We start from the raw sequence: 26,007 nt of genomic DNA, 5'->3' as shown, positions 1-26,007 counted from the left end.
ATTTTAATAGCAATGGAAATCGAGTTTGCTTTCACTCAAGACTTCAACTCACACTATGAGTTAAACTGTTAACACCCTGTCTATTAGTGTGAGAGTCCGTCTATGACATCCATAGAGCAGCAACTTATTAAGCTGAAAATCATTCCTGTTATTGCCATCAACAACCTAGACGATGTGATTCCTCTGGGGCGGACACTTATTCAAAATGGTCTACCATGTGCAGAAATCACGTTTCGTACCGATTTTGCCGCACAAGCGATACAAAAGCTTCGAACTACATATCCGGACATCTTGATAGGAGCTGGCACTGTATTGACGATAAAGCAAGTGGATGATGCGGTAGAGGCGGGCGCTGATTTTATTGTCAGTCCTGGTTTTAACCCTAAAACAGTGCAGTACTGTTTGGATAACAATGTCACTATTATTCCAGGAATCAATAACCCTAGCTTAGTCGAACAGGCAATGGATTTTGGTTTGAAAACCTTGAAGTTTTTTCCAGCCGAACCCTCTGGTGGTACTGCTATGCTCAAGGCACTGTCAGCGGTTTACCCAGTTAAGTTTATGCCCACAGGTGGAATAACTATCGACAATATCGATGATTACCTTTCTCTTGACTCTGTGCTGGCCTGCGGTGGGACATGGATGGCTCCATCCAAGCTTATTGATCAAGGCTGTTGGCAGGAAATAGGAGAACTTGTAAGGCAAGCTTGCTTAAAACTTTCCTAAATAACGCAAAATCTTGCTTAAATTGTCATAAAGCCAGAGTCTTCTCAGCCAAGTGGTTGACACAGAGCTGATGGAATATCTTAGCCTGAGGTGAAAGCGTTCGGTTTTTAAGTGTAAAAAGGCCTATTTGCCTCTCTATTTTTGGGTCTGATAATGGCAACCAAGTCAGAGATGATGTCTTTGGTGGGAAGGCAAGTTTGGGCAAGGTTGTAATACCAATTCCGAGTTCTAGAACCGAATACAGAGAAGTAATATTTTCCACCGAATACAATGCTTTTTGACTTAATACTCGAGCTGGCGTTGACTCAAGTAGGCTGCAAGTGCCGTTGCGTATAAAAGGCTCGCTTTGAATAGATTGCCAATCTACTTTTTGACGGTGGATGGCAATAGGGTTGTCTTTTAGACATACCACACCTATTGGATCAGACAGTAATGGGGTCAAGCTGATCGCATCTTGGTTAAGTGCCGAAGGATTGCCCAAGGCTAAGTCAACCTCTCCAGATAGAAGTCTAGCTTCCACACCTGCTGCATTATCATCAATTAAACTCACTTCGACATTGGGGTAGGTTTTATTAAATACGCCTAAAATAGTCGGGATAAGTTTTGCGGCAACAGAAGGTACACTAGCGATACGTACTTTTCCTTGCTGGCCACTTGCGATAGCTCGCAGGTCGCTATCGAGCGCAGCATATATATTAAGAAACCTTGCTACCTTGGGTAGACATAGTTCACCGAAGGGCGTTAACTCGCATTTGTTGCCTGCTTCAAATAGCGATTGCCCCAAGATTTTCTCCAGTTCTTTTACTGATGTTGATAGTGCTGCTTGAGAGCGATTCGCTCGATGAGATGCGGCGCGAAAGCCACCTTCCTCGACGACCATCACAAAATGTCGTAATTGTTGCAGTTTGATACTCAATGATTTTCTTCCCAATTCATTCTAGCTAGTAGCTTTACACCAAAATGATAAATTTTATTTATCAATTGAATAAAATTTACCGTTGGATTTATCGAATGTCAAAGTGCAGGATTTAACTTTTAGATACAAAGATGTAACAAAGGTTAAATGCCAGTGAATACAAAAAATAAAAAATATCCCATTAAAACAGAGTTATATGCATCAAACGCCCCTCTTGAGTGGGCTGTTGTGGGGAATGGCACTTTATATACTGCACAAATTCCGATTGATGCTAATGGTGATGTGGTAACGGGTGGAATAGAGACGCAAACTCGCCAAGTATTTAGCAATCTTATTCATACCCTTGAATGTGCTGGCGAGTCGTTGGATTCAGTGTACCAAGTTATTATCTATGTGACAGACCGCCAGTATCTCGAGTCCGTCAATCGGCTCTATGCTGAATACTTTGTGTCACCTTATCCAAATCGAGCGGCTGTCGTCGTCGCAGGCCTAGCCCGAGAAGAAATGCTGGTTGAGTTTGTTGTCTATGCATCCGCGACTGACAACCATTAATCCCAAAATGGCAAATGAGCCAGTCTAGAAGTTATCAAGCCAATTAAGGAAGTTCCTATGTGTTTATTTGAAAAGATAAAACCAGAGCAGTCACTTTTTATCCAAGGAGAGTGGCTATCAGGTATAGATACCGTTTCTAATATTAACCCTTCCGACATCAGTGACACTTTGGGCGACTTTGCTCAAGCAAGTAAAGATCAAGTCGAGCAAGCAATTCAAGCAGCCAAGTATGCCCAGCCTTTATGGGAAAGAACATCGATCGAACACAAACAATCTGTTTTACAAGCTATTGGTAATGAGTTGATTGCCCGCTGTGATGAGTTGGGTCAGTTACTTTCTAGAGAGGAAGGTAAGCCTTTTGCCGAAGGGCGCGGTGAGATATATCGGGCAGGACAATTCTTTCAATACTTTGCTGCTGAAGTGTTACGCCAAATAGGTGATACCGCAGGTTCGGTTCGTCCGGGCGTTTCCGTGGAAGTGACACGTGAAGCTATCGGTGTGGTTGGCATTATCTCTCCTTGGAATTTTCCAACTGCTACCGCTGCATGGAAAATTGCGCCAGCTTTAGCTTTTGGTAATAGTGTGGTTTGGAAACCAGCTAATCTCACTCCGGCAAGTGCGGTCGCATTAACCGAGATCATTCACCGTCAGGGCCTACCAGCAGGTACATTTAATTTAGTTCTCGGTTCTGGTTCCATTGTCGGTAACACTTTGATTCATTCGCCTGATGTCGCTGGTATTAGTTTTACAGGATCGGTCGAAACTGGGCGTAAAGTGGCAGCTGCAACTGCGCCTAATTTTGTTCGGTGTCAGCTTGAAATGGGCAGTAAAAATGCGCTAGTTATCGCCGATGATGCGGATCTTCAAATTGCGATTGAAGCGACGATTGCAGGTGCTTTTTCAGGAACAGGGCAGAAATGTACCGCATCTTCAAGACTGGTTGTGATGGATAGTATTCATGATGCCTACGTTGAAGCCTTGATACAGAGGATGAGTGAGATAAAAGTCGGGCATGCGTTGGAAGAGGGTATTTTTATGGGCCCTGTCGTGGATGGTGTCCAGCTAGAAGCTAACTTAGGTTGGGTTGAGAAAGCTCGTCAAATAGGGGCTGAGCTTGCATTTGGTGGGGAACAACTCGCACTAAAACATCAAGGCTACTATATGGCACCAACCCTTTTCATAAACACCCAAAGTCATTCGGATATCAACCAAGAAGAAATCTTCGCTCCTTTGGCAAGTGTTATGCGAGTCAAGGACCTCGACGAAGCTATTCAAGTGACCAACGATACTCGCTTTGGTTTAACCGGAGGCATTATTACTCAAAGCCTTAAAACCAGCACTATTTTCAAACAGCAATCTCAAACTGGATGTGTGATGGTTAACCTACCCACTGCCGGAACAGACTACCACGTGCCATTTGGAGGACGTAAAGAGTCCAGCTTTGGGCCTCGTGAGCAAGGTCAATATGCTAAGGAGTTCTACACAGTTGTTAAAACCGCTTATCAGCGTCCTTATTAGGGTCTTCTTATCGGCAGCGAAAAAGCTGCCAATGAGTAGAGAAATGATAGGAACAATATAGGAGTGGTTATGTTCCAAGATAAAATCATCATAGATGGGCTGCAGTATTGCCATTGGGATAGAGAATACTTCCAAACTTTATTAGCAAGTGGAATCACGGCTGTACATGCGACGATCGTTTACCACGAAGATGCACGTCAAACACTGACTCGTTTTGCTGAGTGGAACAGGCATTTTGAGCAAAACTCGGATCTCATCATGCCGATACACTCTATGGCTGATGTTGAGCAGGCAAAGTTACAAGGAAAAGTAGGTATCTTTTTCGGTGCGCAAAATTGTTCACCGATTGACGATGAGATTGGCTTAGTTGAAGTCATGCGCCGGCAAGGCCTTTTAATCATGCAGCTGACTTATAACAACCAAAGTTTGCTTGCGACAGGGTGCTACGAACAACAAGATTCAGGAGTGACTCGATTTGGCCGACAAGTCATAGAAGAAATGAACCGAGTCGGAATGATTATCGATATGTCACACAGCGCTGAACGCTCGACTCTAGAAACGATAGAACTTTCCTCTCGGCCGATTTGCATTAGCCATGCAAACCCCAGCTTTGCACATAATGCGCTGCGTAACAAATCTCATGCTGTCATTGAAGCTCTGACCAAACGAGGAGGCTTGATCGGCTTTAGTTTATACCCTTTCCATCTACCCAATGGTAGTCAATGCCGATTGGAAGATTTTTGCCAAATGGTTGCCGAAACAGCGGAGCGATATGGCGTTGATCATTTGGGTATAGGGAGTGATTTATGCCTAAACCAGCCTCAGCATGTTTTGGAATGGATGCGTAATGGCCGTTGGTCCAAATCAATGGACTATGGAGAGGGAAGTGCCACAAATTCTGGCTGGCCTGAAGCTCTACCTTGGTTTGATGGCCGACAAGGCTTTGAAAACATCTACACCGGATTACTTAAGTTCGGCTTTAGTGACCATGAAGCGGGAAAAATATTGGGTACCAACTGGCTGACTTTCCTGACAAATGGCCTTAAAGCTCATTCATAAACACAATCCTTATAAGCATGGATTACCTGGCCACCACTGTTTCGGTGGCAGGTTCTCTATTGCTGCATAACAAATATAATTTGGAGTCAGTGTATGGCTAATTTTACTCATGGTATCAGTGCAACGTCGTCGGATACCTACCGTATCGAGGATAATGCTCACTCTGCCGATAGGCTTGGTTTAACCAATCCAGCATTTTGGTATAGCGGTGGATTAATTGCCTTATTTGTTGGTTTAGCACTTTATGATGATCAATTGCTTACTTCAATTGTAAGTACGGGTTTTTCTTGGTCGGTAAAAGTGTTTGGGCCGTATTGGCAAATACTATTACTGTTAACTTTTTTGATCGCTATTGGGCTTGCCAGCGGAAGAACTGGCCGAGTCATTTTAGGGGGAACCAATCAGCCAGATATGGATGCATTTCGTTGGACTGCAATCATCTTCTGTACTTTGCTTGCTGGAGGCGGTGTTTTTTGGGCCGCAGCAGAACCAATCGCACATTTCGTTAATCCACCACCTATTTACAGCGCAGGTACTGGTCCTCAACAGACCGCGATTAATGCTCTGTCGCAATCTTTTATGCACTGGGGGTTTCTTGCATGGTCAATTGTTGGAAGTCTAACGTCTATTGTGGTGATGCACCTTCATTACGATAAAGGTCTCCCTCTTAAGCCGCGTATACTCCTATATCCTATTTTGGGTAAACGGGTACTTGATGGTCATATGGGAGCGCTAATTGATGCTTGCTGTATTCTTGCTGTCGCAGCCGGAACTATAGGCCCAATAGGATTTCTCGGGTTACAGGTTAGCTATGCGTTAAATGCCTTGTTTGATGTACCAGATGGTTTTACTACCCAACTGATTATCGTCTTATTTGCGATTACTTTATACACCCTATCTGCTTTAAGTGGATTGCACCGTGGAATGCAAATGCTGAGCCGCTACAATGTCATCTTGGCAATTGCACTCATGCTCTACATTCTGATATTTGGCCCAACGAGTTTTATTTTTAATGGCTACATTCAAGGTGTAGGGACCATGCTGGATAACTTTATTCCTATGGCGACTTATCGTGGTGATGAGGGATGGTTAAGCTGGTGGACAGTATTTTTTTGGGGCTGGTTTCTTGGTTATGGGCCAATGATGGCCATTTTTATCGCCAGAATTTCCAGAGGCCGTAGCATCCGTAAAGTGATCACGACTATCAGTGTTATTGCGCCATTAGCGACCTGTTTTTGGTTTACCATAGTTGGTGGCTCTGGTCTGGCGTTTGAGCTTGCCGAGCAAGGCAGTATTAGTCATGCCTTTGAGGGCTTTAACTTACCGGGTGCGTTACTAGCCATCACTCAGCAACTTCCTTACCCAATGTTGACCGCAGTATTATTCCTAATTCTTACCACTATTTTTATTGTTACCACTGGAGATTCAATGACCTACACCATTAGTGTCGTGATAAGTGGTGATACTGAGCCTAATGCCTTGGTAAGAGTGTTCTGGGGCGCAATGATGGGAGTGACGGCCCTGATACTTATCTCTATGGGATCTGGAGGCATTTCGGCTTTACAATCTTTTATTGTTATTACCGCGGTACCTGTATCTTTCATCTTGCTTCCGTCTCTATGGAACGCTCCGCAGATTGCACTAAAAATGGCTAAAGAGCAGGGCTTATAAGCTGACCAAAATTTCCAATCCCTATATTAAACCAATAACAGCAAAAGGTAGTGAGTAAAATGGATGCGCAAAAAACTACTGATACATCAATGTCACTGCGTGATAGAAATATTGTAATGGATGCTAAAAGGCTAGGTGTCATGCATCAAAATAGAATCAGTTTTGCCCGCAGTCTAATCCGGAGAATGTCTCGAGAAAAATGGAAGTTGGCCTGTCAATGGTGGTGCTTGAACGAACTTGGCTATGGGCACGTGATTTACCGCTTAACAACAAAAGAAAATACCTATCACTTGGTTGTGTTTTGCGATGAAATCGCCGACCAAGAACGAAATGATCGTGTTATTGCAGAAAAATGGGACGTCACTTTTGCTCTTGTTATCGGAGAGATTGACGACCAACTTTTGGCATCTTTGCGTGATAATGTGCCCGTGCAAGAAGCTGGGCGTTATAAAAATTGCGTCCTAGTTTTAGGGCGTGCAAACAAAAGTGTTCGTATTTTCGACAGCCTAGTTTCTAGTCTTGCACATGGCGCTCAACCTGCTTTAGAGCTGCTTACAGAAACGGGTTATGTACTGCGGACAACGGCAGTATATGGTAACGGAAAGTTCGGGATCGCTGATTTTAAAACACTTGAGAACAACTCAGACTTTCGATATTCATTTAGTGCACAAATGTGCGCCGTCTATCTTCTTCGAGAGTTTAGTTTAGACTGGATTAACTTTTTGGCTAAGCAGGCCGGAGGTAGTGAGGCTGTCACGCTGAATAAAGAACTAGCGCGTTATCTCGGTATTGGTAATGCGACGGGTTTAGGTATGGCGCCATATCTTATCAATCACCCATGTGTTGTCGATCAGTGGATGACCGCAAGGGAAAAGGCGCTATCTAGAACTTTATCTAGGTTACCAGATAAGAATGTACGAGGTCGGTTTTATCAATTAATAGAGAGAGCTAGCCGCCACTTTAAGCAAATACGCACTATCAACAAGACTCAAGAATCAGCGAATTACCAAACGATAGTAGAACTGAAAGCCATGATTGAACACTCGGGTGATAGCAGTCGCCATAATAAAACTTGGTCGTATGCATTTGAGTATTTTGCTGACTATTCAGCACAAACCCAGGAAGTGGCACTTTCTTGCTTGATGGAACTTTATCCTGAAGCCGTTGATGAGTTTGAAGAGCAGATGAATGCTAAAGAAGTGCTAACCATAGATGCTACTTATTCGGTAGGCGAGTTAAAGAAACTTATTGAGGAAAAGTACCGTTGGGCGATTGACGACGATTACAATCAAGCTGAAAACACCTATTGGTTTTGGTATCGCTCGCAAGATAAAGAGGAACCTAGATTGGGAGTTCGTGGTCTTGAAGAGGGCGAAGATAAAGAGTTAACTCTTGATATTGGCCGCCAAGTGAATCGCCTTTATTACCAAGTGTGCGGCTATGATTCTCAATCTAGCATTGCTCAATTTTTGTTGCATTTTCCTCAATTTCGAACCATGGCTCGCAGAGTATGGACAATGGCTCATCGAGCCATGGGAGATATTCAAGTCAACATATTAAGAAAAGATGCTTTACCTATTGATTTGCTACGTTGCAAATTAGCTATGCTAGGAGCGACTAAGTTTGATCCACGCTCTGATCGTTGGGTTCGAGTCACATTTTTCCAAGGAGCGCCGCTATTTATTGATATTAAGGCAAAACAGTTAAATGATGACTGGCTATTTCCGCTACTACCAAACTGTGAGTCACAAGAGGAGGCGGTGGTATGATGGTATCCTACAATGAGTTGTTTTCAGCGGTTGAGAAAGCCTTTCGAGGGGAGCAGCGCTTATGTGGTGAAGCGGATATCATAGCCGCTATGGTAGTGGATCTGCAGATGCTTGGTCTTGATGGTGTGCGCCAATTCAACCAAGCGAGTCGGTGCTGGGGGCCAGATAATGCCATGCAATACCGTGATGTCAATGACAATAGGCTTAGTTTTGACTTGGGCTACGGCAGTCTTGCTTGTCATTTTCCGGTTGTGATTGATGTCGCGATGGATCACCTAACTCAAGCTGAGTCTGTTTTTATCCGTATTGCACGATGTAACCATCCTTGGTTCATTCATGGTGAGTTATTACAATTGGCAGTAAAAGGAAAAGCGTCCAGAGCAAGTTGGTACGATAAGGATAGCGCTAGGCAAATCTTCTATGTGTTAAACATGGGACAGACAGTGCCGGAGATTACTTATCAAGATGTCACCGAACATTATCGATCTATGGGTGATATTGTTGACATTGAAATTTCCAGCAGCGATTTTGAGTTACCTAAAGATGAGATGGAAGGCTCTCGCCATATACACTCTCATCAGTTACTTGTAACCAAAGAACTATCGTGGCGAGATGGCATTTATGTAGAGGATGAAGAATGGGATTACCTTGTTGTTCAGTCAAAGCGTAACCTTGTCGCCACCAATGAGCGTTCAGAAAAGGGGGCAGGTGAAACTCTGTCTAAACCCGAGTGCTTCAGCTAGGTGAAGGTTTAAGATATATAGCCAAGGCATTCGTCTTGGCTTTTTATTAGACAGTGGTTGTTTGATATTTTGGCGTGCTTTGCACGGCAAACTCTCGTCCGTCGAGTAAACCTTTGCCTTTTTTAAGTTCATTTAATCGTGCGTTTATTACGCCATCTGTACTGGAAAAATCGATTTTGTAACTGCCAATATATTCTTGTACGTATTTTGTTGACAGTGACTTGAGTTTGTTGATGTAAACCACTGCTTTATCAAATTCGCCTTGTGATACGGCTTCAAGTTTTGGTGTCAAAAGTTGAGCAAACCGATAGGGGTGGCCGACAAATCCGCTTCCCATCACAAGAGCCGCTACGATTGGAGTCGTTACTACCGCACTTTGAAACCACTCTGAAAACAATTTATGGTCCTTGAGCATGCTGGCATTAGAGGTTCGGTTAAGCCACTCTTTTTTCGCACGCTCTAATGTGTTTTGTAACAATGACCGCTGAACAAAAAAGTCGACCAACTTAATAATGCGTTCTAGTACGCTGATGATAAGACTGACCAAGGAACCGACACCCACAGCCGTGGCACCTGCAATTCCAGCTACAGTTAGCGTAAAGTCTTTTATGCCACCAAGTGCTCCAGCTGCTGAATGGCGGGCGAGACTTTTAGATATGATACTGGGATGACCACCCAACAATTCAACGCCTCTCCCTTGATATATCTGGGTGATAAGGTCTCGTGATTTCAATACCGATTTTTTTACATCAGAATAGAGAGCGGATGCACCTCGCACGTGTCCCCATCCGGGAACCACACTCGCTAAATTACCAGCGAATTTACTAATAAGCCAAGTTCCCACTTCAGACAACCATTCTATCCCATGAAGCAAGTCGCCATAAATGTGCTTTATCTTATCAAGCAATGTACGAAAAAAGTCTGCAAACAGATCCTTAATGCTATTTTTCACCGAGGAAGTGACTTCAGATGCTTTTTTGACAGCTTTAGATAGTTTTTTCGCGGCTTTGGACTTTTTCAACTTTGCCATTGCTTCGGTATTACTTAGTAAACTATCCGCTGCTTGCTTAAAATCTGACAAGGGTTCAGTGCCTACGACAAATGCACCGAAAAAGTGTGCGTTGGATATGGTAGCTATTTTGGCAATTTCGGTACTCGCAAGCATGTACATGGCGCCCATACGAGCATCGGCCATTTCAGCAATCTGAACACCTCTTGCCGATTGAGATGTTGTTCCAAATATTTTATCTTTAATGAACCGCTTGAGTAGATTCATTTTCATATCAGCCTCCAGCACCAAGCACAGCAGCATGAGTATGCAAATTCAGTTTGTGTGTTTATCAATAGTTTAGGTTTCTATTGATCAATTTAACAGTTTGGTGCGGATTTGGTCTAACTGACACCTATTGGTATCGAGGTAAAACTCACACTTAATACTGGCTTTGTTCCGTGAAAGGTCGAATAGACAGAGGTTTTGATCGCTAATGATGAGGGGAGGACTTAGTCAATCACCATAGGCATTCCGAATAGTCGCGCAATACCTCGATAAAATGAAGTCTTTTATAGTTTTAACTTACGAATGTAGAACTGTGCTGGCTGACTTTTGCCCAAAGTGGGTTGCAGGTCGAAGTCCGAACAAAAATCATGGGGTAGATTTGATATAGAAAAACTCATGGGTAACAAGAAGCAAGACTTGACCCCATTATGTTGTTTTTTCTAGCCTGCGCTCGCGACATAACAATTTATTAGCTTCCAAAGTAGAGTAATTAAACATGCCACTTTGGGATTTTTCACGCAACTGCCGAACACTAGGATTAGGGTTCAGCATAACCATATATTTTCAATAGAGTATCATCATCCGATATAAAATTACGAGTGAGTATATGCAACAATATAAGCTTCTGCGCACCCATCCCTTTTGGTATTAAGTAATCTATGGAAAATCTGGGCGTGGGGAATAACGGAGACAGCTCTTGCCAACACAGTGTGCTCCACCGATGAAGCATACACATCATCAGTTTACAGTAACAATTCCAGTACAAAGATCTCAAGGAGCAATAGCATCGATGCAAATGCTGCACTATATATAACAAGCCACTTTTTGAAAGCGCTAAGTTGAGTGCTTATACCTGATCTTTTGTTACCACTTGTCATTTGTAAGCTACCATGTAGTATTTTCTGACCGAGTTCTTCGTTTCCCTCTGAGTCTTCAACATTAACTTCTTGAATTTCGAACCCGTTATCACAAACTATTCCATAGCCCTCCTTAGGGTAAGTTTTAACCTCAATTGGAAGCCCCAAAGGAGAAATAGATTTTCTAAGAAGAGAGATAAGTTTTGTCAGGGATGTTTCCGATACAATCACATTGGGCCAAATTTTCTGATAGATCTCCTCATGGCTTATGATTTCGTTTTGTTTACCGCAGAGCAATGTCAACAGATTAGTTTCCTTCAGTCCTAGAGCCTTAATTACCACCCCTTCTTTAGTGAGTTTCCCACTTAAACTATTAAAATAAATGCCATTACCTAAATGTAAATTCTTCAAATTCTAACCTCTCAAAAGACCAAATTTGCAACATTTTTCAAAAATAGCTACGGGTAATAGTATAGTTTATTGAGCGACAATTAGCCTGACCAGTTCAGCGACTATTAGATTGGCCGGTTGATCTGATACATTCAGGGCAAACTCTCTATTGGGAAGCTTTGTGCTAGGAAAACGAATTACAGAACAATAAATAAGGCTATACATGGCTAATCGTAAAGACAAAACACAAATCACTTCTGACGCCAGAGCTATTGTCAAATGTGGTGTATGGAGGATCATGCTATAACCTGTTGATGAGCCTCCATTTCTTTCACTCCATCTATACGCGAACATCTTTCACAACATCCGCTAGGAGTGCAAAACTTCGTCCGTAATTACGTTTAGCTATGTTCTGCGCAACTTTTTCAGGTTACCAAAGAACCGTTCAACTACCGTATTGACGCTCCAACATCATCCATATTGGCTCTTATTCCATAGTTAGCCAGTAAATTGCGATATCGTTTACTGGTATATTGCGATCCTCTGTCTGAGTGAAACACCAAGCCTTTACGTGGTTGGCGTAGGTTATAGGCTTTCATCATCGCTTTGCTCACCAAATCCGTGGTCATACGTTTATCAAGGTGCCATCCCACAATGCGTCGTGAATATAAATCCATAAAGTGCTCGGGGCAGGTCTTTCATTTTGCCCTAGCCAAATTAATCCGACTATTCACCAACTCGGAAAAAACAAAACACGAAATTGTCCAAAGGTGGGTGCTCGTACCCACCAAATCAAAATAATCAGAGATAACGACTTTTTAAATGGTTTTGGAAATGCGCCGCATTCAGGGTTTCGCCTGTTGCTTGTTTGACTAACTCGTCTGTTGTCAACAAGCTTCCCTTGCTCCAAATGTTATCAGACAGCCAGCTAAAGATAGACGTGAGATCACCCGATTGAATGGCTGCATCCACATCGACACTCTTTTGCATTGACGCCATAAATTGAGCCGCATACATAGCGCCTAATGTGTAGCTTGGAAAGTAACCAAATGCTCCGTCTGTCCAATGGATATCTTGCATACAGCCATTGCGATAGTTACCTTCGGTCGAAAGGCCGAGATAGGTTTGCATTTTATCATTCCACAACTCAGGAACGTCTGTGTGCTTAATTTTTCCATTAATTAGGTCACGCTCAATCTCATAACGCAGTATCACATGAGCAGGGTAGGTGAGTTCATCGGCGTCTACGCGAATAAAATCCTTTTTCACGCGAGTATAGAGCTTGTAAAAGTTCTCTTGTGAGAAAAGCTCAGGATTATGCCCATCAAAATGTTTTGCGGCATAGTTTGCTAAATGGGCGATAAAGCGGTTACTTCGACCTATTTGCATTTCAAAAAATAATGATTGAGATTCATGAATACCCATAGAACGGGCTTCACCAGAAGGAAGACCTGATAGTGATTTGGGTAATCCTTGCTCGTAGCGAGCATGGCCAGTTTCATGAATAATCCCCATTAATGACTGAGCGAACTCATTCTCATCATAGCGAGTGGTAATACGAACATCGGTTGGTATGCCACCACAAAAAGGGTGCATGCTCTCGTCCAAACGTCCGTGGTTGAAGTCAAATTGCAGCATCTTCATGACTTCCAAACCTAACGCTTTTTGTTTCGTTGATGAAAATTCGCCCTCAGGCACTAGGTATTGGTCACTGGACTGTTTTTCGATCGCTTGGTTGATAAGATCAGGTAACCAACTTTTTACATCGGAGAAAAGCGTATCAAGAGAGGCAGAGTTGGTGCCTGGTTCATAGATATCCAACATAGCGTCATAAGGTGTTGTGCCATTTGCTTCTGCTCGGATCTGCGCTTCTTCTTGAGAAAGTTGCACCACTTCTGCCCAGTTTTTTTCAAACCCAGCCCAGTCATTGTCTTTGCGCTGAGTTCGCCATGCATGCTCACACTTAGAGCCGGCTAGTGACTTGGCTTGGACTAAGGACTCTGGTAATACGTTGGCTTGTTGCCATTCGCGTTTTAGCTCTCGTAATGTTGCTTTATCTGCTGACTCAAGAGGTTCATTTTCTGCTTGGTTAAACCATTCTTCTAATTGAGGTAGTGTGTGCAGACTATGGATATGGACAGATAATTCAGCCATGGCTTCGGAGCGAGCTTGGTTGCCGCCGCTTGGCATAACCGCCGCTTGGTCCCAGCCGCAGATAGCCGCAAGGTGATTGAAATGAGAAATCTTTTTTGAATGCTGCTTTAGTTTTTCAAATGCGCTCATTAGCGTTCTTCCTTGACTATTTATAAGGCTAAAAGTGTATCAATCTCAAACGCTGATACCAAGTGTTCCCAGTTAATAATGCGATTAATTATCTGTTATATCTCACGTTATGGAATCATATTCATTAACCCCAAATAATTATTAGTGTTTTCCAACAAGGCAATTTGGTGTTAAAAAGAGCAGTTAAATATAAAAGCACTTCAGATATCGTTGTTTAGGAGTCAGGATGATCGCTAATATCGAAGCCTTTTTAATTTCCATTACTATTTTGACCTTAACCCCAGGCTTAGACACCGCATTAGTGATAAGAAACGCCTCCCGTGGAGGAGCGAAAGATGGGATAGCTGCCAGTCTTGGCATCTGCATTGGTCTGTTTGTGCATGCGACCTTATCCGCTGTGGGCATCTCGGCAATTTTAGCTCAGTCAGCGCAGTTGTTTAGTATGGTCAAAATGATAGGCGCTGTTTACCTTATTTGGCTGGGGCTAAGTACACTTAAGGATATCTACAAAGGAAAATCTGATGCCATCAGTTGGTTAGGAATTCAAAACCAAAGCAGTATAAAACGCTCGGTTAGAGAAGGCTTTTTATCGAATGTGCTTAATCCCAAAACGGCTGTGTTCTACTTGGCTTTTTTACCTCAGTTTATAAACCCTGAGGGTTCGGCAATCGCCCAAACAATGACCATGGCAAGCATTCACTTTGTTATCGCCATGATTTGGCAAAGCGGTTTAGCTGTGTCGTTAAGTTGCGCCAAAAACATGATCGGTAACATGAACTTCATGCGTAGGATGGAGGCAACGACGGGCGTTGTTTTGGTAGGGTTAGGTATCAAGTTAATGAGCGAAGACTGAACCAAGTATGATTTAGCGCCTAACCTAAGGCACTAAAAGGTGTTTTGTTGACTTAACTTGCTTTATCGAGTGTGTTTGGTAGTCCAAAACGCTGTTTTAAGTCAGTGAGGAAAATCGGGTCTTCACACATGGCTTTTTCTGGCTCATCGCTAATTTTTGCAACTGAAGAACCATTGCACTCTGTCATTTTTATTACCATAGACAGAGGTTGATAGCTATTGCTATCATTAGACCAATCGCCCATATCATTGGCGAGAAATGTACCGATTCCGAAGCTGATTTTCGCTTTGTCACCAAAGTATTGGCAGATTTCCAACGCTTTTTCGAAGTTCAACCCGTCAGTAAATATCAAAGTCTTGGATTTTGGGTCGATACCGAGCGATTGGTAGTGAGCTAGAATTTTATCGCCCCAATCAAATGGGCTGCCAGAATCATGGCGAACTCCCGCATAGGCTGCTGCTCTCTCATAGGTGAAGTCTTTTAAGAACGCATCAATGCCTATGGTATCGGTTAAGGCGATTCCAAGAGTGCCATTAAACGCTTGGTGCCATGTGTCTAAGGCAACTTGTTGCGAAAGCGCGGGATTACCAAACTGTTGATGGGCCATAAACCACTCGTGAGCGACTGTCCCTATTGGTTTTATGCCAAATTGTTTGGCGAGGTGATAATTACTGGTACCAGACATCAAGTCTGGAGCATGTTGGCTTAGGTAACGGATAAGCTCATATTGCACTTTAGAGCTGAACCGACGACGGCTTCCCATCTCGGAAAACTGAAAATTGGTGATTTGCCTTTTGTCTAATTCAGCTCTTAGGACAGCAATTTTCTTTTCTAGAGTTTGTGTAAATTGTTGCTCTGGAATGCAGCCCCAACGCGCCTTGTTGCGCACCTCTGAAATAATACTCATAACAAGGGTTTCGTAGAGAATCGTTTCGTGCCAAATACCACTTATTGAGACACGCAGCTGCCCATTAACGACACTTACTGCCGTTTGCTGCATGGGCTTGAATCTAAATTCGCCTAGATAGTGAAAAAAGTCCTCATCGAGATAAGTAGCTTGATTCTTAAGGTAACCAATTTCTTGCTCACCAAATTGGTAGTTGGCTAGTTGATTGATTTCTCGATTTACTTGAGTTTTTAGGTCAGACAGATCTTCTTTGGAACGAACGATGAACTCATAACGAACTTGAGTATTAGGGTAGTACTTACGAGCCGCAAACATCATATTGATTTTATATACGTCAAGATCTAATGCACTTTGGATAATCGTATCGTTAAACAGTGAAGCGCTCATTAAGCCTATCCTAACTGTGTCTGTTATGTTGATTTAGGGGACTTTAATCAAAGCATACATAGTTTGTCAAATTATGTTATTAACTTGTATTGTGTAGATTTGATCTAATTCATAGTAATCATTCTAATTTAACTCATATATATAGCAATGCTATTTAATGAGGTTAGTCACTATTTGTTACTTTCTTATTGACCCGCAACATTTCAGTGGTAAGGTACGTGACAGTTTAAGAACTTTGAGAATCGATAATGATTGTCACAATCGACATGATATGCCTCAGACTTGGTGAGCATGGACTGGAAACCTTGTTGATTAAAAGAGCCAATCCAGAGCGTCCACAGCCAGGCCTTTGGGCTATTCCCGGTGGGTTTGTTTTTGAGCAAGATATGTCTCAAAATGGCGGGCAAAACGCTGATCAAGATTTCGAGGCAGCGCGCAAACGCATTTGTCGCCAAAAGATTCACACATATCCAAATTACATTAGCGAACCTATGGTTGACGGTAATCCTAAGCGTGATCCAGATGGTTGGAGTGTCACCATTGCCCATTACGCGCTTGTTAATCGAGCCAATATTGAACAAATAGATAATTGTGGTTTGGGGCAAGAACACCTCAAGTGGTTTTCTTTAAATACCATCTTAGATAATCAAATGGAACTGGCTTTTGATCATGCGGAGTTAATTCAATTAGCGTGGAAAAAGCTTAGAGCAGCAGTGGAGTATACCTCGGTTGCTTTGTTTACTTTGGATAAAGAATTCTTAGTTTCAGACATCATAGCGGCTTACGCAAAGTTTGGTGTTGAAGTAAACAGAATGACAGTCAAACGACGCCTTATCGATACCGGTGTTATTGTCAGTGCAAATAAAATGGCCTCGACCAATCGAGGAAAAGGTGGAAAACCTGCTCAGGTATATAGTTTGGCTGAAAATACGGTAACGTATTTTCAAACTTGCCTGCGTTAGAGGTGCTAGGAGTAAGTCATGTTTTTACAAACGGTGAAAGTAGAAAAAAGTAAAACCGCGTCAATTGATGTTGATCCTCAAAAAGGTTTTAGTGAGCTATGTCCAAATGAGCTTCCTGTTGCTGGTGCTCTTGAGATAGTGGGCGAGTTAATCGAAAACCACAGCAAGGCTGATTTTTGTTTAGTGTCGAGAGATATGCACCCATCAGGTGTTGCTTGGGAAGCGGAAAAACCAGAAAACATGCTTGAGCCAGTCGGCCTTCCGGAGGTTGATATTAAATGGAATCCGCATTGCATCGTGGGGACGCTAGGAGCAGAACTACTTCCCGGTTTGCCACAGATTCGAGATTATGATTTCCAGATAAATAAGGGCATGGACCCTGACGCCCATCCCTATGGGGCTTTTTATCATGATCAAGCGGACGTTTTGTCGACTGGTGGAATTGAGTATTTGCGAGCTAACAAAGTTGAAACCGTTATCGTGGGCGGTTTAGCGTTAGACTTTTGTGTAAAAAAATCGATAGAACAATTGTTAGACGCAGGCTTTAAGGTGATTTTAAACTTAGCCTCGACACGGGCAGTATTCCCTGAAAATGTAGACCAATTAATTCAAGAATTTTTTGAGAAGGGAGTATGTTTGGTCGAAGGAGCGGCTGGCATAGACAGCGAATAAAGAGTGAAATAAACAATGCGAAGTTATTAAGCTTCGCATTGTATACGCATTATGAATTAAGTGATTGCTTTGCTTGTTGTGGCTTGGTTGAACTGGCTAAAGTAAAGTTTGGTCTCTTCGGTAACGACATTGCGCAGGGCAAGTAATCCAATGAGATTGGGGATGGCCATCAGTCCGTTAACAATGTCGGCAAGTATCCAAATCATGTCGAGGTGTAAAAATGCACCGGATGCGACTAGAGCAACAAATACTATTTTGTAAGGTAAAACAGCTTTCGTTCCTAATAAAAATACCACGCAGCGCTCACCGTAATAGTTCCAACCTAGAATCGTTGTGAAGGCAAAAAATATAAGGCCAGTGGAAACAAGCACAGGACCGAGTGTTGCTGCATCAAGTCCAACAGCAAATGCATGAGTCGTCATTGCTGCGCCTGAGAAGTCACTTTGCCACGCTCCAGTCAGAATTAGAGCCAGCCCAGTCATGGTGCATATTATGATGGTGTCAAAGAAGGTCCCTGTCATTGAAATTAGACCTTGTTTCACGCAAGAATCTGTTTTAGCTGCTGCGGCAGCCATAGGAGCGCTACCAAGACCAGATTCATTGGAGAAAACGCCTCTTGCAATGCCTGATTGAATCGCAAGCATGATGCTTGCCCCTAAAAAACCTCCTGTTGCAGCGCTAGAGCTAAAGGCGGAAACAAGCACCAGTTGGATGGCAGGGATCAACTGATCGGCATTAACTATGATGACGCCAACACATGCTAATACGTAAAATATTGCCATTGCAGGGACGACTTTACCTGCCACTTTAGCGATTGATTTAATGCCACCTAAGGTGACGAAAGCGACCAAAAGAGTCAGCGTAATCGTGGCGAATGAACGTGGCACACCGAAAGATATTTCGCTTGCATCGAGAATCGCGTTGACCTGAGGAAACGTTCCGATACCAAAGCAGGCAACGAGTAGGGCAAAAATAGCAAACAAGGTTGCAAGAAGTTTAGAGCCCACGCCATCTTGAAGGTAATACATAGGCCCGCCGATCATTTGGCCATTAGCGTCCACTTTTCTATATTTAACCGCAAGGAGACACTCTGCGTATTTGGTGGCCATACCAAAAAGAGCCGCTAGCCACATCCAAAATAAAGCACCAGGACCACCTAGCTTAATGGCGGTGGCGACACCAACGATATTACCTGTACCAATAGTGGCAGAAAGAGCGGTACATAAAGCGGCGAAACTAGATACATCTCCTTGCTTGCTAGAGTCGTGTTTACTAAACAGCATGGTTAATGCTTTTGGCAGGTATCTAAACTGAAGTAGTCCTAAACGAAACGTGAAATAGACACCAGTACCGACCAGCAGTATCAATAGTGGAGGGCCCCAGACAAAGTTGTCTATTGTGGTAAGTAAAGATTGAAGATTGTTCATGAATTCCCCATAGTGATAAATGTTACTAAGGAGAAGAGTGAAAGCGCACAGACCATGGCTCAAGCCAAGATTTTGGACAAAAAGTTTACGTTATCTGCGTTATTCTTTGCACTCCTCTGTCCTTTTGCCTGAAAGTTTCACTCACTAATTTGTCGTGAGCTTGCTCCTTCGGCGACCGATCAAACGGTTCTCTCCAGAGGTTCCTCCAATGACAGTCCACGCTGAATGCACAGCACCTGAAAGATTTACTTCTTCGGTAGGTTATTCGGCCATTTGCATGCAAATTGGCGAAAAACCACTCTCCTGCCATCTTCATTGGAACGATTGTTTAATTACTAAACAAAAGTAAGTCGAAAGTGTGGTCACAATCGAAGTGTGAAATTTATCATGTTTATTGTGCAATTCAATGTATTTTTTGATTAAAGATATCACCCAAAAGAGTCTTTTGATTTTTTATGTGTCATTTTGACCTAATAATTTAATGTGTCATTATGACTCTTTTTTTTGGTGTGGGTTGACTTAAATTGTTGATATTTATGAGTTATTAAAGTTGGCAAGGGAAATGCTAAGTGTAAAGGAAATGAACGTAAGCACTGGAGTCATTATGTTTAATCAACCAACTCGCAATACATTTAAAACACTATTGGCTGTTTCAAATATTGGCCTAGTAATCACTTTTTTAGCACTGGTTGTGAGTGTGATCATTGCGTATCCATATGCTGATGCCTTCAGTTTAGAGGCGCAGGTAGCCGCGCATATCAGTACTATTATCATAGCGGCATTTTTGAAGGTGAGTTATGTCACTCGATGCCTAGCCCAATACAACTTAGGCCTTGAAGTAAGGTGAAGAAGATAGGTAACGCCTGTGTGGCGTTACCTGTGCTTGGTGCTAAAAGTAGTTTGCGTCTACTAATTCCCCCACACGAACCGCTTTCACATCTTTGCGAGCCTCAAGCCAAGAAACAACTTTTGCTTGTTGCTCACTACTAACACTTTTATATCTCTCAGCATGGCAGATAAAGCCTTCAAAAAGCTCTAGGCCACCTCCGCCGAAACTTAAGTCTAAAGTGTCGATATAGTCAATAAACTCATCAACAAAGGTATCGTAGCTATCAAAGTCTTGTATCTTTGTATCACAGCTTACTTCAAATCCGAGCATCGCAAACTCACCAAGAAATAGTTTCTTTTTGATGCGACGCTTTTTGTTATCTAACTTGAATGGTTTCATTATCATTACACCTTGGACATAAGATCATTATTTATACCTCATTTTTACTGTCTACCCAAATTTGTGAGCTGTGTTATGTGAAATAACTGATTGATGCGTAGTAGTTTGAGATAAGGTTGATATCTTTAAATGATTGTTTGAGCCAAAAGCGCGTAAAACAGACTTGGCGCTGACCTTAGAACCTCAAAAAATGGTATAACTTAAAGCAAGTAAGAGGAAAACTTGTTCGGTTGGCTAAGGAGAGTGTATGACGAGATTGATCGCTATCGTATTTTTGGCTGCATTGGCCTTTGTACTGATTCGATATCGGACCAATGAAAAACTGCAAAGGTATGTCGTTATTACCATGATTTCAGGTTTTTTAATCTACACCTCGGCTTTAGTCGTGACCGAGCTAATGCGTTAATTCAGTAGGAGCAAAAACAGTGAATAACGAGTCTGATGTTGAAAATGATGATGTTGTAGTTATCGAAGAAAGAGATAAGCGGAGCTACCTGTACATAATCATTGCTGGTTTACTAGGAGCTGCTCTAGGTGGACTGATAGGCTCATCTTTGACTTCTTCCAAATGGCAAGAGGCATACTACGGGTTAGAAACCAAATATCAGGAACTAGTGGAAGAGAAAAAGCAGTTAACTGACGAAGTCGAAGACAAAGTGGCTCAGGTCGATGCTGAGATCCAAGCTAAGTTAACTAAGGCGATAGATGAAAAGAAACACACTTTTGATGAAACCATAAAAAGCTTAAATGATCAGGTTGCTGAATTGGAAAAAGTGAACCTTTCTCTAGAAGAGCAACTCAACGAGCAGAAACAAAATATTGCCCAGGCGACACAAGAAAATCGTAAGTTGAATAGACAAGCGGATATGCAAGCGACCATGTTTGAACGTTCACGCGAATTATTTCAGCAGGAGCTTAAAGTGAAGCAGGAATTGGAAGCTTTAGAAAAAGAGCGTGATGATCTTCAGCCAAAGTTAAAACAATTAAAAGCTGACTGTGATTTGTACTTGGCGGGAACGTCGTGGGAAGCTAAATCTGATGCATGTGACAAACAGGATGAAGCTAATTCTCGCTTAAGCCATGTTAATCAAATGATTCGTGTGCATCAAATGGACTTAAAACAGATTAAGGCGTTAGCTAGTGAGTTAGGTTTGTGAATCACTTCACTTGATTTGAGACAAAAACCTCCTAACACGGAGGTTTTTTTCTACCAAATTCGTCAAGGGATTAATTAAAGACTAGGTTTAAGGAGTATGAAGATATTGGTTGAATAATTGTAGGGTAGTAAGGTGAGTAAAAATGTAAGTGAAAAATGGATGACGATTATTGCAGACCTTGCTTATTTATGTTCTGTAGCAGTTATCTCATATGGTTTAGTCACCCAACCCCATATTTGGAGTAACGTTTTTCTGCTGGTGCCATTTGTAATGGTTGTTGCTTTATGGGTGTCAGATGTTCGCCTTAAACACTTATTTGCCTTTTCGGCCCTTGCTTTGTTCTTAGTAGGAGGGTTAATTGAGCCTCTGGAAGTTGGAGTGATCAGAAGCGGGCTAATTCTCTTACCCCTATGCTATGTTGTCCTTTTTCCCGGCTCAATGTGGTCTATTGCTGTAGCTGCTGGTCTCATCAATGGGTATTTGTACCAATTAACTTCACTGGATGTTGGCCTGTTTATTGAAATTACGGCTGAAGCTAGTGCTATTACAATCTTTGCGACAATGATGGCTTACTTTTATGTTGAGACTCGTAAACAAGCGCGCATTTATCAGCTTCAAAGTATTACAGACTACTTAACAAAGTTGCCTAACCTGCATGCATTTTACGAGGATATCAAAGTTGTTGATAGACATAATGCTGAAAAATTTGGACTACTACACATAGGTTTAGATGGATTTAAACATATAAACGACAGACTTGGGTACCGATATGGTGATATGTTGTTGATTGCCTTTGCAAAACATATTAATGATCTGATCGGAGGTTATGGAAAGTTTTATCGCCTTGGTGGTGATGAATTTGCTTTGGTTGTCGAGAGTTCTGAACTTAGACCTACACTGGTTGAAGCTGTCGACGTGCTGCGCCGGCATGAAAAGACATTGTTTCATATGGAAAATACCACTCATAGGCTGGGTTTCAGCATTGGTATCGCTTTAGCTAAGGATGCGCCTGACAATAATGAGGTCTGGGTTAAAAATGCGGATTTTGCTCTCTATAAAGCACTTTCACAAGGAGCAGGCTTTGTGTGTTGGTTTGATGACCAGTTGTTGAATGAGACCATTCGCCAGCATCAGATTGAAACTGAAATAAAAGCGGCACTTCTCAGTGATCAGTTTGTTTTGTATTATCAGCCCAAAGTTGCAATAGAAGATGGAAAGATAATTGGGGCCGAAGCGCTTATCCGTTGGAAGCACCCTCAATTAGGCTCTATTTCGCCCGCAGAGTTTATTCCAATTGCAGAGAAGACTGCACAAATTGTACCTTTGGGTCAGTGGATCTTGCGCAAAGCTTGTGAGCAAGTGCAAGCTTGGCATGTTGAAGGTATTGATATTTGTGTCTCAGTAAATGTCTCCACCGTTCAATTTGATGATGCTGACCTCTTTAAGGCTATCTGTGAAATTCTTAGAGAGGTTCAACTTCCTTCACACCTTTTGCAGATTGAAATTACTGAGTCGACATTAATGAAGGATCCTGAAGGTGTGACTGAGATATGTAACCAATTAAGAGCGTTGGGTGTATCAATCGCAGTGGATGATTTTGGTGTGGAATACTCGTGCTTGAAATACTTAAAGCATTTGCCAGTTGATGTTCTAAAAATAGATAAGTATTTCGTCAATGAGTGCGCAATACATGAAGCGGATCGGATCCTACTCAAAACAATAGTCCAAATGGGGCATAGCCTAGATATTAGCGTAGTTGCGGAAGGAGTAGAAAATGAGCAGCAGCTCGAAGTGTTACGCCAAGAAAAATGCGACGCCTATCAGGGTTACTTGTATTCTCAACCTCTGACACCGAGCGAGTTTATATCCTTAGTTGAACATCATAACCAAAGTATGAAAGAGTAATCGGTTTTGTTTTCTTGCCTCGACTCAGGGCTGTAAGAAACCATAATATAGCACGGTAATGTCTTTCATTTATCGTGCATCGTGATGCTTCTTTATTGAAACTAACTGAAATGAATATGTATATATGAAACTGCTGAGCTCAACATGATATTGAGTTTTCTATTTATATATTGCATCATGGTGTCTAGGAAGTTAAAATGAAACTAGCACTTCTCAATATCGCGCATGCTAAATATCCATCAGATCACCCCAATATAAAGGACTTTATTGACAACTTGGAGAAAGTCAATGCTATTGCCGAGCAAAGTGAAGGATTCATTTGGCGACTTAAAGATGATTCAGGAGATGCAACAAGTATTCAGCTTTTTGATGACCCAAATATCATAGTCAATATATCAGTGTGGGAAACGGCAGACTCGCTGAAAGACTTTATGTTTCGCACTATTCATAGAGATTTTATGCGCCGAAAAAAAGAATGGTTTCATCAAGTCGCAGAAGACACTTACGTGCTTTGGTGGATAGAAGACGGCCATATTCCCACGCCGCAATAAGCTATTGAGAGACTTGACCACCTTAGAACAAAAGGTGATACCCCTTTAGCTTTTACTTTTAAAACAAATTTTACTGCTGCTGACCTATATGCAGATAGGCATGGAGTCAGCTAAGTTAAGGATAATGTCATTATGACAGTTTTGAATATACTGACAGCACCTGATCCACGGTTAAGGACCAAAGCCGAAAAGGTAGAAGATGTTCAATCAATACAGAGATTGATTGATGATATGTTAGAGACACTGTATGCAACCAGTAATGGTATCGGTTTAGCGGCAACACAAGTTGGACACAGAGAATCTATTGTGATCATTGATTTGTCTGAAAACCGTGATAACCCCTTGATACTGATAAACCCCGAAATCGTAGAAGGCAATAACCCGATCCATAACCAAGAAGGGTGCTTATCTGTACCTGAATATTACGCTGATATTGAGCGTTACTCATCTGTTACAGTACAAGCTATAGATAGGTATGGGCAACCAATTCGTGTTGAAAGTGATGATTTTCTTGCAATTGTGATGCAGCATGAAATTGATCATTTATCAGGTAAATTGTTTATCGACTATTTATCTCCACTTAAGCAACGGATGGCGCTGAAAAAAGTTAAGAAGCACTTAAAGGCATCTTAACTTAAAGATCTGACTTAATCTTTCATACTTAGTATCAGTACAGCCGCTATCGCTAAGAATATGCTCATAATTAAAAACACATCGTTATACGCCATAATTGCAGCATCACGCTGCATGGTGTCAAGTAACACAGCTTCTGCTTGCTGAATTGACGTTACCGCGTCACTTCCAGCTTGCATGAAATATGACTGCTGCTCACGCAATACATCCCAGGCCTTGGTACTAACGTAGGGTAGTGACTCTTTAATATGAGATAAGTGCTCACGAGTTTTGTTATCTAACAAAGTTGCTATGATAGCAATGCTAAAAGCGCCTCCAAGATTGCGCATCACATTGGTTAATGTGGATGCATCAGCAGTATTATGATTATCGATGTTCTTCATTGCGACCAAAGATAGGGGAACCATAATAAATGGGCTTCCTACCGCCCTAAGAAGCATTGATAGAATAAGTTGCTGCCCGCCAAAGTCTATAGTCATATGTGTATTGACGAAACAACTTAAACCAAACATAACAAAGCCAAATGTAACCAAGTACTTGGGCTTTATGATTTGGGTGAGCCTTGGTACTAATGGGAAAAACAGTAACTGTGGGAACCCCATCCACATGAGTACTTGGCCTATTTCCATAGCGTTAAACTGTTGAATTTGCGTTAAGTATAGGGGTAGAACATAAATGGAACCCAGTAATGCCATCCCTAAGATCAGGTAAGCGATACATGAGAGAGCAAATTGACGGTCCCTGAGTAATCGGAGATTGACCAGTGGCTTTTTGTGTTGCAGCTCGTTGATCACAAAATAGATTAAACTAACAGCAGAGATAGCGCTCAGAGCAATAATAAATTGAGAGCTAAACCACTCTTCGCGATTGCCATCCTCGAGCACCACCTCGAGACAGCCAAGTCCTATTCCCATTGTTGCGATGCCAAACCAATCTGCTTTTTTAAATTTTGAAAAGCTAGCTACCTCATCGTCTAAGCCATAACGAACCATAACGATAAGAAGAATTGCTGGAGGAACGTTGATGTAGAAAATGTAATGCCAAGAAAGGTTCTCGGTTAGCCAGCCGCCAAATGTCGGCCCAATTGCCGGTGCAAAGGTGGCGGTGACACCGAATAAAGCCATACCCACAGCACGTTTGTTTAGAGGAAGTAGTTGAACAACTAAGGAGAAAGCGAGTGGGATCAATGCGCCGCCACTGAAGCCTTGCATAGCTCGAAACACAATCATTGATGTCATATTCCAAGACAATGAACACAACAGCGAGGATAAGGTAAAGATGCTTGTTGTCCATGTGAGGTATCTGCGCTTGCCTAATACCTGAGATAGCCAACCACTGAGTGGGATAGCTATCATTTCTGCGACTAAATAGGATGTTGATATCCAGGAGCTTTCATCGAGTGTGGCGGACAGCGCGCCTTGAATATCTTTGAGCGATGAATTGGTGATTTGGATATCTAAAATAGCCATAAAAGCACCAATTAAACCACCAATTAAAGCAATCCAATTTTTTATCGGTACGTCATCCTCGGCGGAGGCATGAGTGTACGCAGGGTTTACAGACAT

At 42.2% G+C, this 26,007-nt stretch carries 23 protein-coding genes, 2 pseudogenes and 1 riboswitch; of the genes and pseudogenes, 16 read left to right on the top strand and 9 right to left on the bottom strand.

Annotated features, from left to right (window positions below; translation table 11 throughout):
• Positions 1-102: 102 nt before the first annotated feature.
• Positions 103-726 (top strand): bifunctional 4-hydroxy-2-oxoglutarate aldolase/2-dehydro-3-deoxy-phosphogluconate aldolase, encoded by a 624-nt coding sequence (locus FIV01_RS08365; protein WP_152430596.1) that lies wholly within the window; start codon positions 103-105, stop codon positions 724-726.
• Between the two features lie 25 nt (positions 727-751).
• On the opposite strand, the gene FIV01_RS08360 is transcribed toward FIV01_RS08365, so the two are convergent.
• Positions 752-1,642, bottom strand: coding sequence for a LysR family transcriptional regulator (locus tag FIV01_RS08360; RefSeq protein WP_152430595.1), 891 nt, complete (start codon positions 1,640-1,642; stop codon positions 752-754).
• Positions 1,643-1,795: 153 nt separating this feature from the next.
• On the opposite strand from FIV01_RS08360, the gene FIV01_RS08355 reads away from it, so the two are divergent.
• The 6 genes from FIV01_RS08355 (at position 1,796) to FIV01_RS08330 (ending at position 8,954) form a co-directional block, all read left to right on the top strand.
• A complete protein-coding gene (locus FIV01_RS08355) occupies positions 1,796-2,194 on the top strand; it encodes a RidA family protein (protein ID WP_152430594.1) in 399 nt (132 codons plus the stop codon).
• A gap of 57 nt (positions 2,195-2,251) precedes the next feature.
• Positions 2,252-3,712, top strand: coding sequence for an aldehyde dehydrogenase family protein (locus tag FIV01_RS08350; protein ID WP_152430593.1), 1,461 nt, complete (start codon positions 2,252-2,254; stop codon positions 3,710-3,712).
• 69 nt (positions 3,713-3,781) lie between these two features.
• A complete protein-coding gene (locus FIV01_RS08345; protein WP_152430592.1) occupies positions 3,782-4,771 on the top strand; it encodes a membrane dipeptidase in 990 nt (329 codons plus the stop codon).
• Between the two features lie 93 nt (positions 4,772-4,864).
• Positions 4,865-6,442: a BCCT family transporter gene (locus FIV01_RS08340; RefSeq protein ID WP_152430591.1), complete on the top strand. Its 1,578-nt coding sequence runs from the start codon at positions 4,865-4,867 to the stop codon at positions 6,440-6,442.
• 59 nt (positions 6,443-6,501) lie between these two features.
• Positions 6,502-8,211 carry a hypothetical protein gene (locus FIV01_RS08335; RefSeq protein ID WP_152430590.1) on the top strand — a complete coding sequence of 570 codons (1,710 nt, stop codon included), beginning with the start codon at positions 6,502-6,504 and terminating at the stop codon, positions 8,209-8,211.
• Entirely contained in the window at positions 8,208-8,954 is a 747-nt protein-coding gene (locus FIV01_RS08330; RefSeq protein WP_152430589.1) for a DUF3726 domain-containing protein, read from the top strand. Before FIV01_RS08335 ends, FIV01_RS08330 begins: the two co-directional genes overlap by 4 nt.
• A gap of 46 nt (positions 8,955-9,000) precedes the next feature.
• Here FIV01_RS08330 and FIV01_RS08325 read toward each other — a convergent pair whose 3' ends face one another.
• From FIV01_RS08325 to FIV01_RS08310, 4 genes and pseudogenes are all read right to left on the bottom strand, one after another.
• The gene (locus FIV01_RS08325; protein ID WP_152430588.1) at positions 9,001-10,236 is read right to left on the bottom strand and encodes a hypothetical protein; all 1,236 of its coding nucleotides are present in this window, start codon (positions 10,234-10,236) and stop codon (positions 9,001-9,003) included.
• A 737-nt stretch (positions 10,237-10,973) separates the two neighbouring features.
• Positions 10,974-11,498 (bottom strand): winged helix-turn-helix domain-containing protein, encoded by a 525-nt coding sequence (locus FIV01_RS08320; protein WP_152430587.1) that lies wholly within the window; start codon positions 11,496-11,498, stop codon positions 10,974-10,976.
• Between the two features lie 402 nt (positions 11,499-11,900).
• Positions 11,901-12,154 (bottom strand): annotated as a pseudogene (locus FIV01_RS08315) (transposase); the annotation flags it as partial.
• A gap of 124 nt (positions 12,155-12,278) precedes the next feature.
• A complete protein-coding gene (locus tag FIV01_RS08310; RefSeq protein ID WP_152430586.1) occupies positions 12,279-13,760 on the bottom strand; it encodes a carboxypeptidase M32 in 1,482 nt (493 codons plus the stop codon).
• Between the two features lie 226 nt (positions 13,761-13,986).
• Between FIV01_RS08310 and FIV01_RS08305 the strand changes: the two genes are divergently transcribed.
• Positions 13,987-14,613, top strand: a complete 627-nt coding sequence (locus FIV01_RS08305; protein ID WP_152430585.1) for a LysE family translocator — start codon at positions 13,987-13,989, stop codon at positions 14,611-14,613.
• A 52-nt stretch (positions 14,614-14,665) separates the two neighbouring features.
• Here FIV01_RS08305 and pncB read toward each other — a convergent pair whose 3' ends face one another.
• A complete protein-coding gene (gene pncB, locus FIV01_RS08300; protein ID WP_152430584.1) occupies positions 14,666-15,907 on the bottom strand; it encodes a nicotinate phosphoribosyltransferase in 1,242 nt (413 codons plus the stop codon).
• A gap of 248 nt (positions 15,908-16,155) precedes the next feature.
• On the opposite strand from pncB, the gene FIV01_RS08295 reads away from it, so the two are divergent.
• On the top strand, positions 16,156-16,869 hold the full coding sequence (locus FIV01_RS08295) for an NUDIX hydrolase (protein ID WP_152430583.1): 714 nt from the start codon (positions 16,156-16,158) through the stop codon (positions 16,867-16,869).
• Between the two features lie 18 nt (positions 16,870-16,887).
• Positions 16,888-17,541: an isochorismatase family protein gene (locus FIV01_RS08290; RefSeq protein WP_152430582.1), complete on the top strand. Its 654-nt coding sequence runs from the start codon at positions 16,888-16,890 to the stop codon at positions 17,539-17,541.
• A 56-nt stretch (positions 17,542-17,597) separates the two neighbouring features.
• Here the strand turns inward: FIV01_RS08290 and FIV01_RS08285 are convergent, their stop codons facing one another.
• Positions 17,598-18,968 (bottom strand): alanine/glycine:cation symporter family protein, encoded by a 1,371-nt coding sequence (locus tag FIV01_RS08285; RefSeq protein ID WP_152430581.1) that lies wholly within the window; start codon positions 18,966-18,968, stop codon positions 17,598-17,600.
• 106 nt (positions 18,969-19,074) lie between these two features.
• Positions 19,075-19,175, bottom strand: a riboswitch (glycine riboswitch).
• 397 nt (positions 19,176-19,572) lie between these two features.
• Between FIV01_RS08285 and FIV01_RS08280 the strand changes: the two genes are divergently transcribed.
• On the top strand, positions 19,573-19,815 hold the full coding sequence (locus tag FIV01_RS08280) for a hypothetical protein (RefSeq protein WP_152430580.1): 243 nt from the start codon (positions 19,573-19,575) through the stop codon (positions 19,813-19,815).
• Positions 19,816-19,857: 42 nt separating this feature from the next.
• Here FIV01_RS08280 and FIV01_RS08275 read toward each other — a convergent pair whose 3' ends face one another.
• Positions 19,858-20,196, bottom strand: a complete 339-nt coding sequence (locus FIV01_RS08275) for a 50S ribosome-binding protein YggL (RefSeq protein WP_152430579.1) — start codon at positions 20,194-20,196, stop codon at positions 19,858-19,860.
• Between the two features lie 247 nt (positions 20,197-20,443).
• Between FIV01_RS08275 and FIV01_RS20605 the strand changes: the two genes are divergently transcribed.
• From FIV01_RS20605 to def, 5 genes and pseudogenes are all read left to right on the top strand, one after another.
• Positions 20,444-20,602, top strand: a complete 159-nt coding sequence (locus FIV01_RS20605; protein ID WP_172971825.1) for a hypothetical protein — start codon at positions 20,444-20,446, stop codon at positions 20,600-20,602.
• A 19-nt stretch (positions 20,603-20,621) separates the two neighbouring features.
• The gene (locus tag FIV01_RS08270; protein ID WP_152430578.1) at positions 20,622-21,353 is read left to right on the top strand and encodes a chromosome partitioning protein ParA; all 732 of its coding nucleotides are present in this window, start codon (positions 20,622-20,624) and stop codon (positions 21,351-21,353) included.
• A 132-nt stretch (positions 21,354-21,485) separates the two neighbouring features.
• Complete coding sequence (locus FIV01_RS08265) at positions 21,486-23,258, top strand: putative bifunctional diguanylate cyclase/phosphodiesterase (protein ID WP_415846731.1); 1,773 nt, start codon at positions 21,486-21,488, stop codon at positions 23,256-23,258.
• A gap of 197 nt (positions 23,259-23,455) precedes the next feature.
• Positions 23,456-23,923: pseudogene (locus FIV01_RS08260) on the top strand (DUF3291 domain-containing protein).
• A gap of 18 nt (positions 23,924-23,941) precedes the next feature.
• Positions 23,942-24,442 carry a peptide deformylase gene (gene def / locus FIV01_RS08255; RefSeq protein WP_152430577.1) on the top strand — a complete coding sequence of 167 codons (501 nt, stop codon included), beginning with the start codon at positions 23,942-23,944 and terminating at the stop codon, positions 24,440-24,442.
• A 14-nt stretch (positions 24,443-24,456) separates the two neighbouring features.
• On the opposite strand, the gene FIV01_RS08250 is transcribed toward def, so the two are convergent.
• Positions 24,457-26,007 (bottom strand): DHA2 family efflux MFS transporter permease subunit, encoded by a 1,551-nt coding sequence (locus FIV01_RS08250; protein WP_152430576.1) that lies wholly within the window; start codon positions 26,005-26,007, stop codon positions 24,457-24,459.

Origin of the sequence: Vibrio aquimaris (assembly GCF_009363415.1) — a bacterium.
In the GTDB taxonomy this organism is placed as follows: domain Bacteria; phylum Pseudomonadota; class Gammaproteobacteria; order Enterobacterales; family Vibrionaceae; genus Vibrio; species Vibrio aquimaris.
The sequence above is the reverse complement of the archived record's forward strand: the minus strand, read 5'-3'. Positions and strand labels throughout refer to the sequence as shown.

What these genes read in the sequence shown, in the direction of transcription:
- FIV01_RS20605 (WP_172971825.1), top strand. Translation starts at nt 20,444, where the DNA reads ATGACGAGATTGATCGCTATCGTATTTTTGGCTGCATTGGCCTTTGTA.
- FIV01_RS08340 (WP_152430591.1), top strand. Translation starts at nt 4,865, where the DNA reads ATGGCTAATTTTACTCATGGTATCAGTGCAACGTCGTCGGATACCTAC.
- FIV01_RS08365 (WP_152430596.1), top strand. Translation starts at nt 103, where the DNA reads ATGACATCCATAGAGCAGCAACTTATTAAGCTGAAAATCATTCCTGTT.
- FIV01_RS08335 (WP_152430590.1), top strand. Translation starts at nt 6,502, where the DNA reads ATGGATGCGCAAAAAACTACTGATACATCAATGTCACTGCGTGATAGA.
- FIV01_RS08295 (WP_152430583.1), top strand. Translation starts at nt 16,156, where the DNA reads ATGATTGTCACAATCGACATGATATGCCTCAGACTTGGTGAGCATGGA.
- FIV01_RS08285 (WP_152430581.1), bottom strand. Translation starts at nt 18,968, where the DNA reads ATGAACAATCTTCAATCTTTACTTACCACAATAGACAACTTTGTCTGG.
- FIV01_RS08290 (WP_152430582.1), top strand. Translation starts at nt 16,888, where the DNA reads ATGTTTTTACAAACGGTGAAAGTAGAAAAAAGTAAAACCGCGTCAATT.
- FIV01_RS08330 (WP_152430589.1), top strand. Translation starts at nt 8,208, where the DNA reads ATGATGGTATCCTACAATGAGTTGTTTTCAGCGGTTGAGAAAGCCTTT.
- def (WP_152430577.1), top strand. Translation starts at nt 23,942, where the DNA reads ATGACAGTTTTGAATATACTGACAGCACCTGATCCACGGTTAAGGACC.
- FIV01_RS08325 (WP_152430588.1), bottom strand. Translation starts at nt 10,236, where the DNA reads ATGAAAATGAATCTACTCAAGCGGTTCATTAAAGATAAAATATTTGGA.
- FIV01_RS08345 (WP_152430592.1), top strand. Translation starts at nt 3,782, where the DNA reads ATGTTCCAAGATAAAATCATCATAGATGGGCTGCAGTATTGCCATTGG.
- FIV01_RS08280 (WP_152430580.1), top strand. Translation starts at nt 19,573, where the DNA reads ATGTTTAATCAACCAACTCGCAATACATTTAAAACACTATTGGCTGTT.
- FIV01_RS08305 (WP_152430585.1), top strand. Translation starts at nt 13,987, where the DNA reads ATGATCGCTAATATCGAAGCCTTTTTAATTTCCATTACTATTTTGACC.
- FIV01_RS08350 (WP_152430593.1), top strand. Translation starts at nt 2,252, where the DNA reads ATGTGTTTATTTGAAAAGATAAAACCAGAGCAGTCACTTTTTATCCAA.
- FIV01_RS08310 (WP_152430586.1), bottom strand. Translation starts at nt 13,760, where the DNA reads ATGAGCGCATTTGAAAAACTAAAGCAGCATTCAAAAAAGATTTCTCAT.
- FIV01_RS08275 (WP_152430579.1), bottom strand. Translation starts at nt 20,196, where the DNA reads ATGAAACCATTCAAGTTAGATAACAAAAAGCGTCGCATCAAAAAGAAA.
- FIV01_RS08250 (WP_152430576.1), bottom strand. Translation starts at nt 26,007, where the DNA reads ATGTCTGTAAACCCTGCGTACACTCATGCCTCCGCCGAGGATGACGTA.
- pncB (WP_152430584.1), bottom strand. Translation starts at nt 15,907, where the DNA reads ATGAGCGCTTCACTGTTTAACGATACGATTATCCAAAGTGCATTAGAT.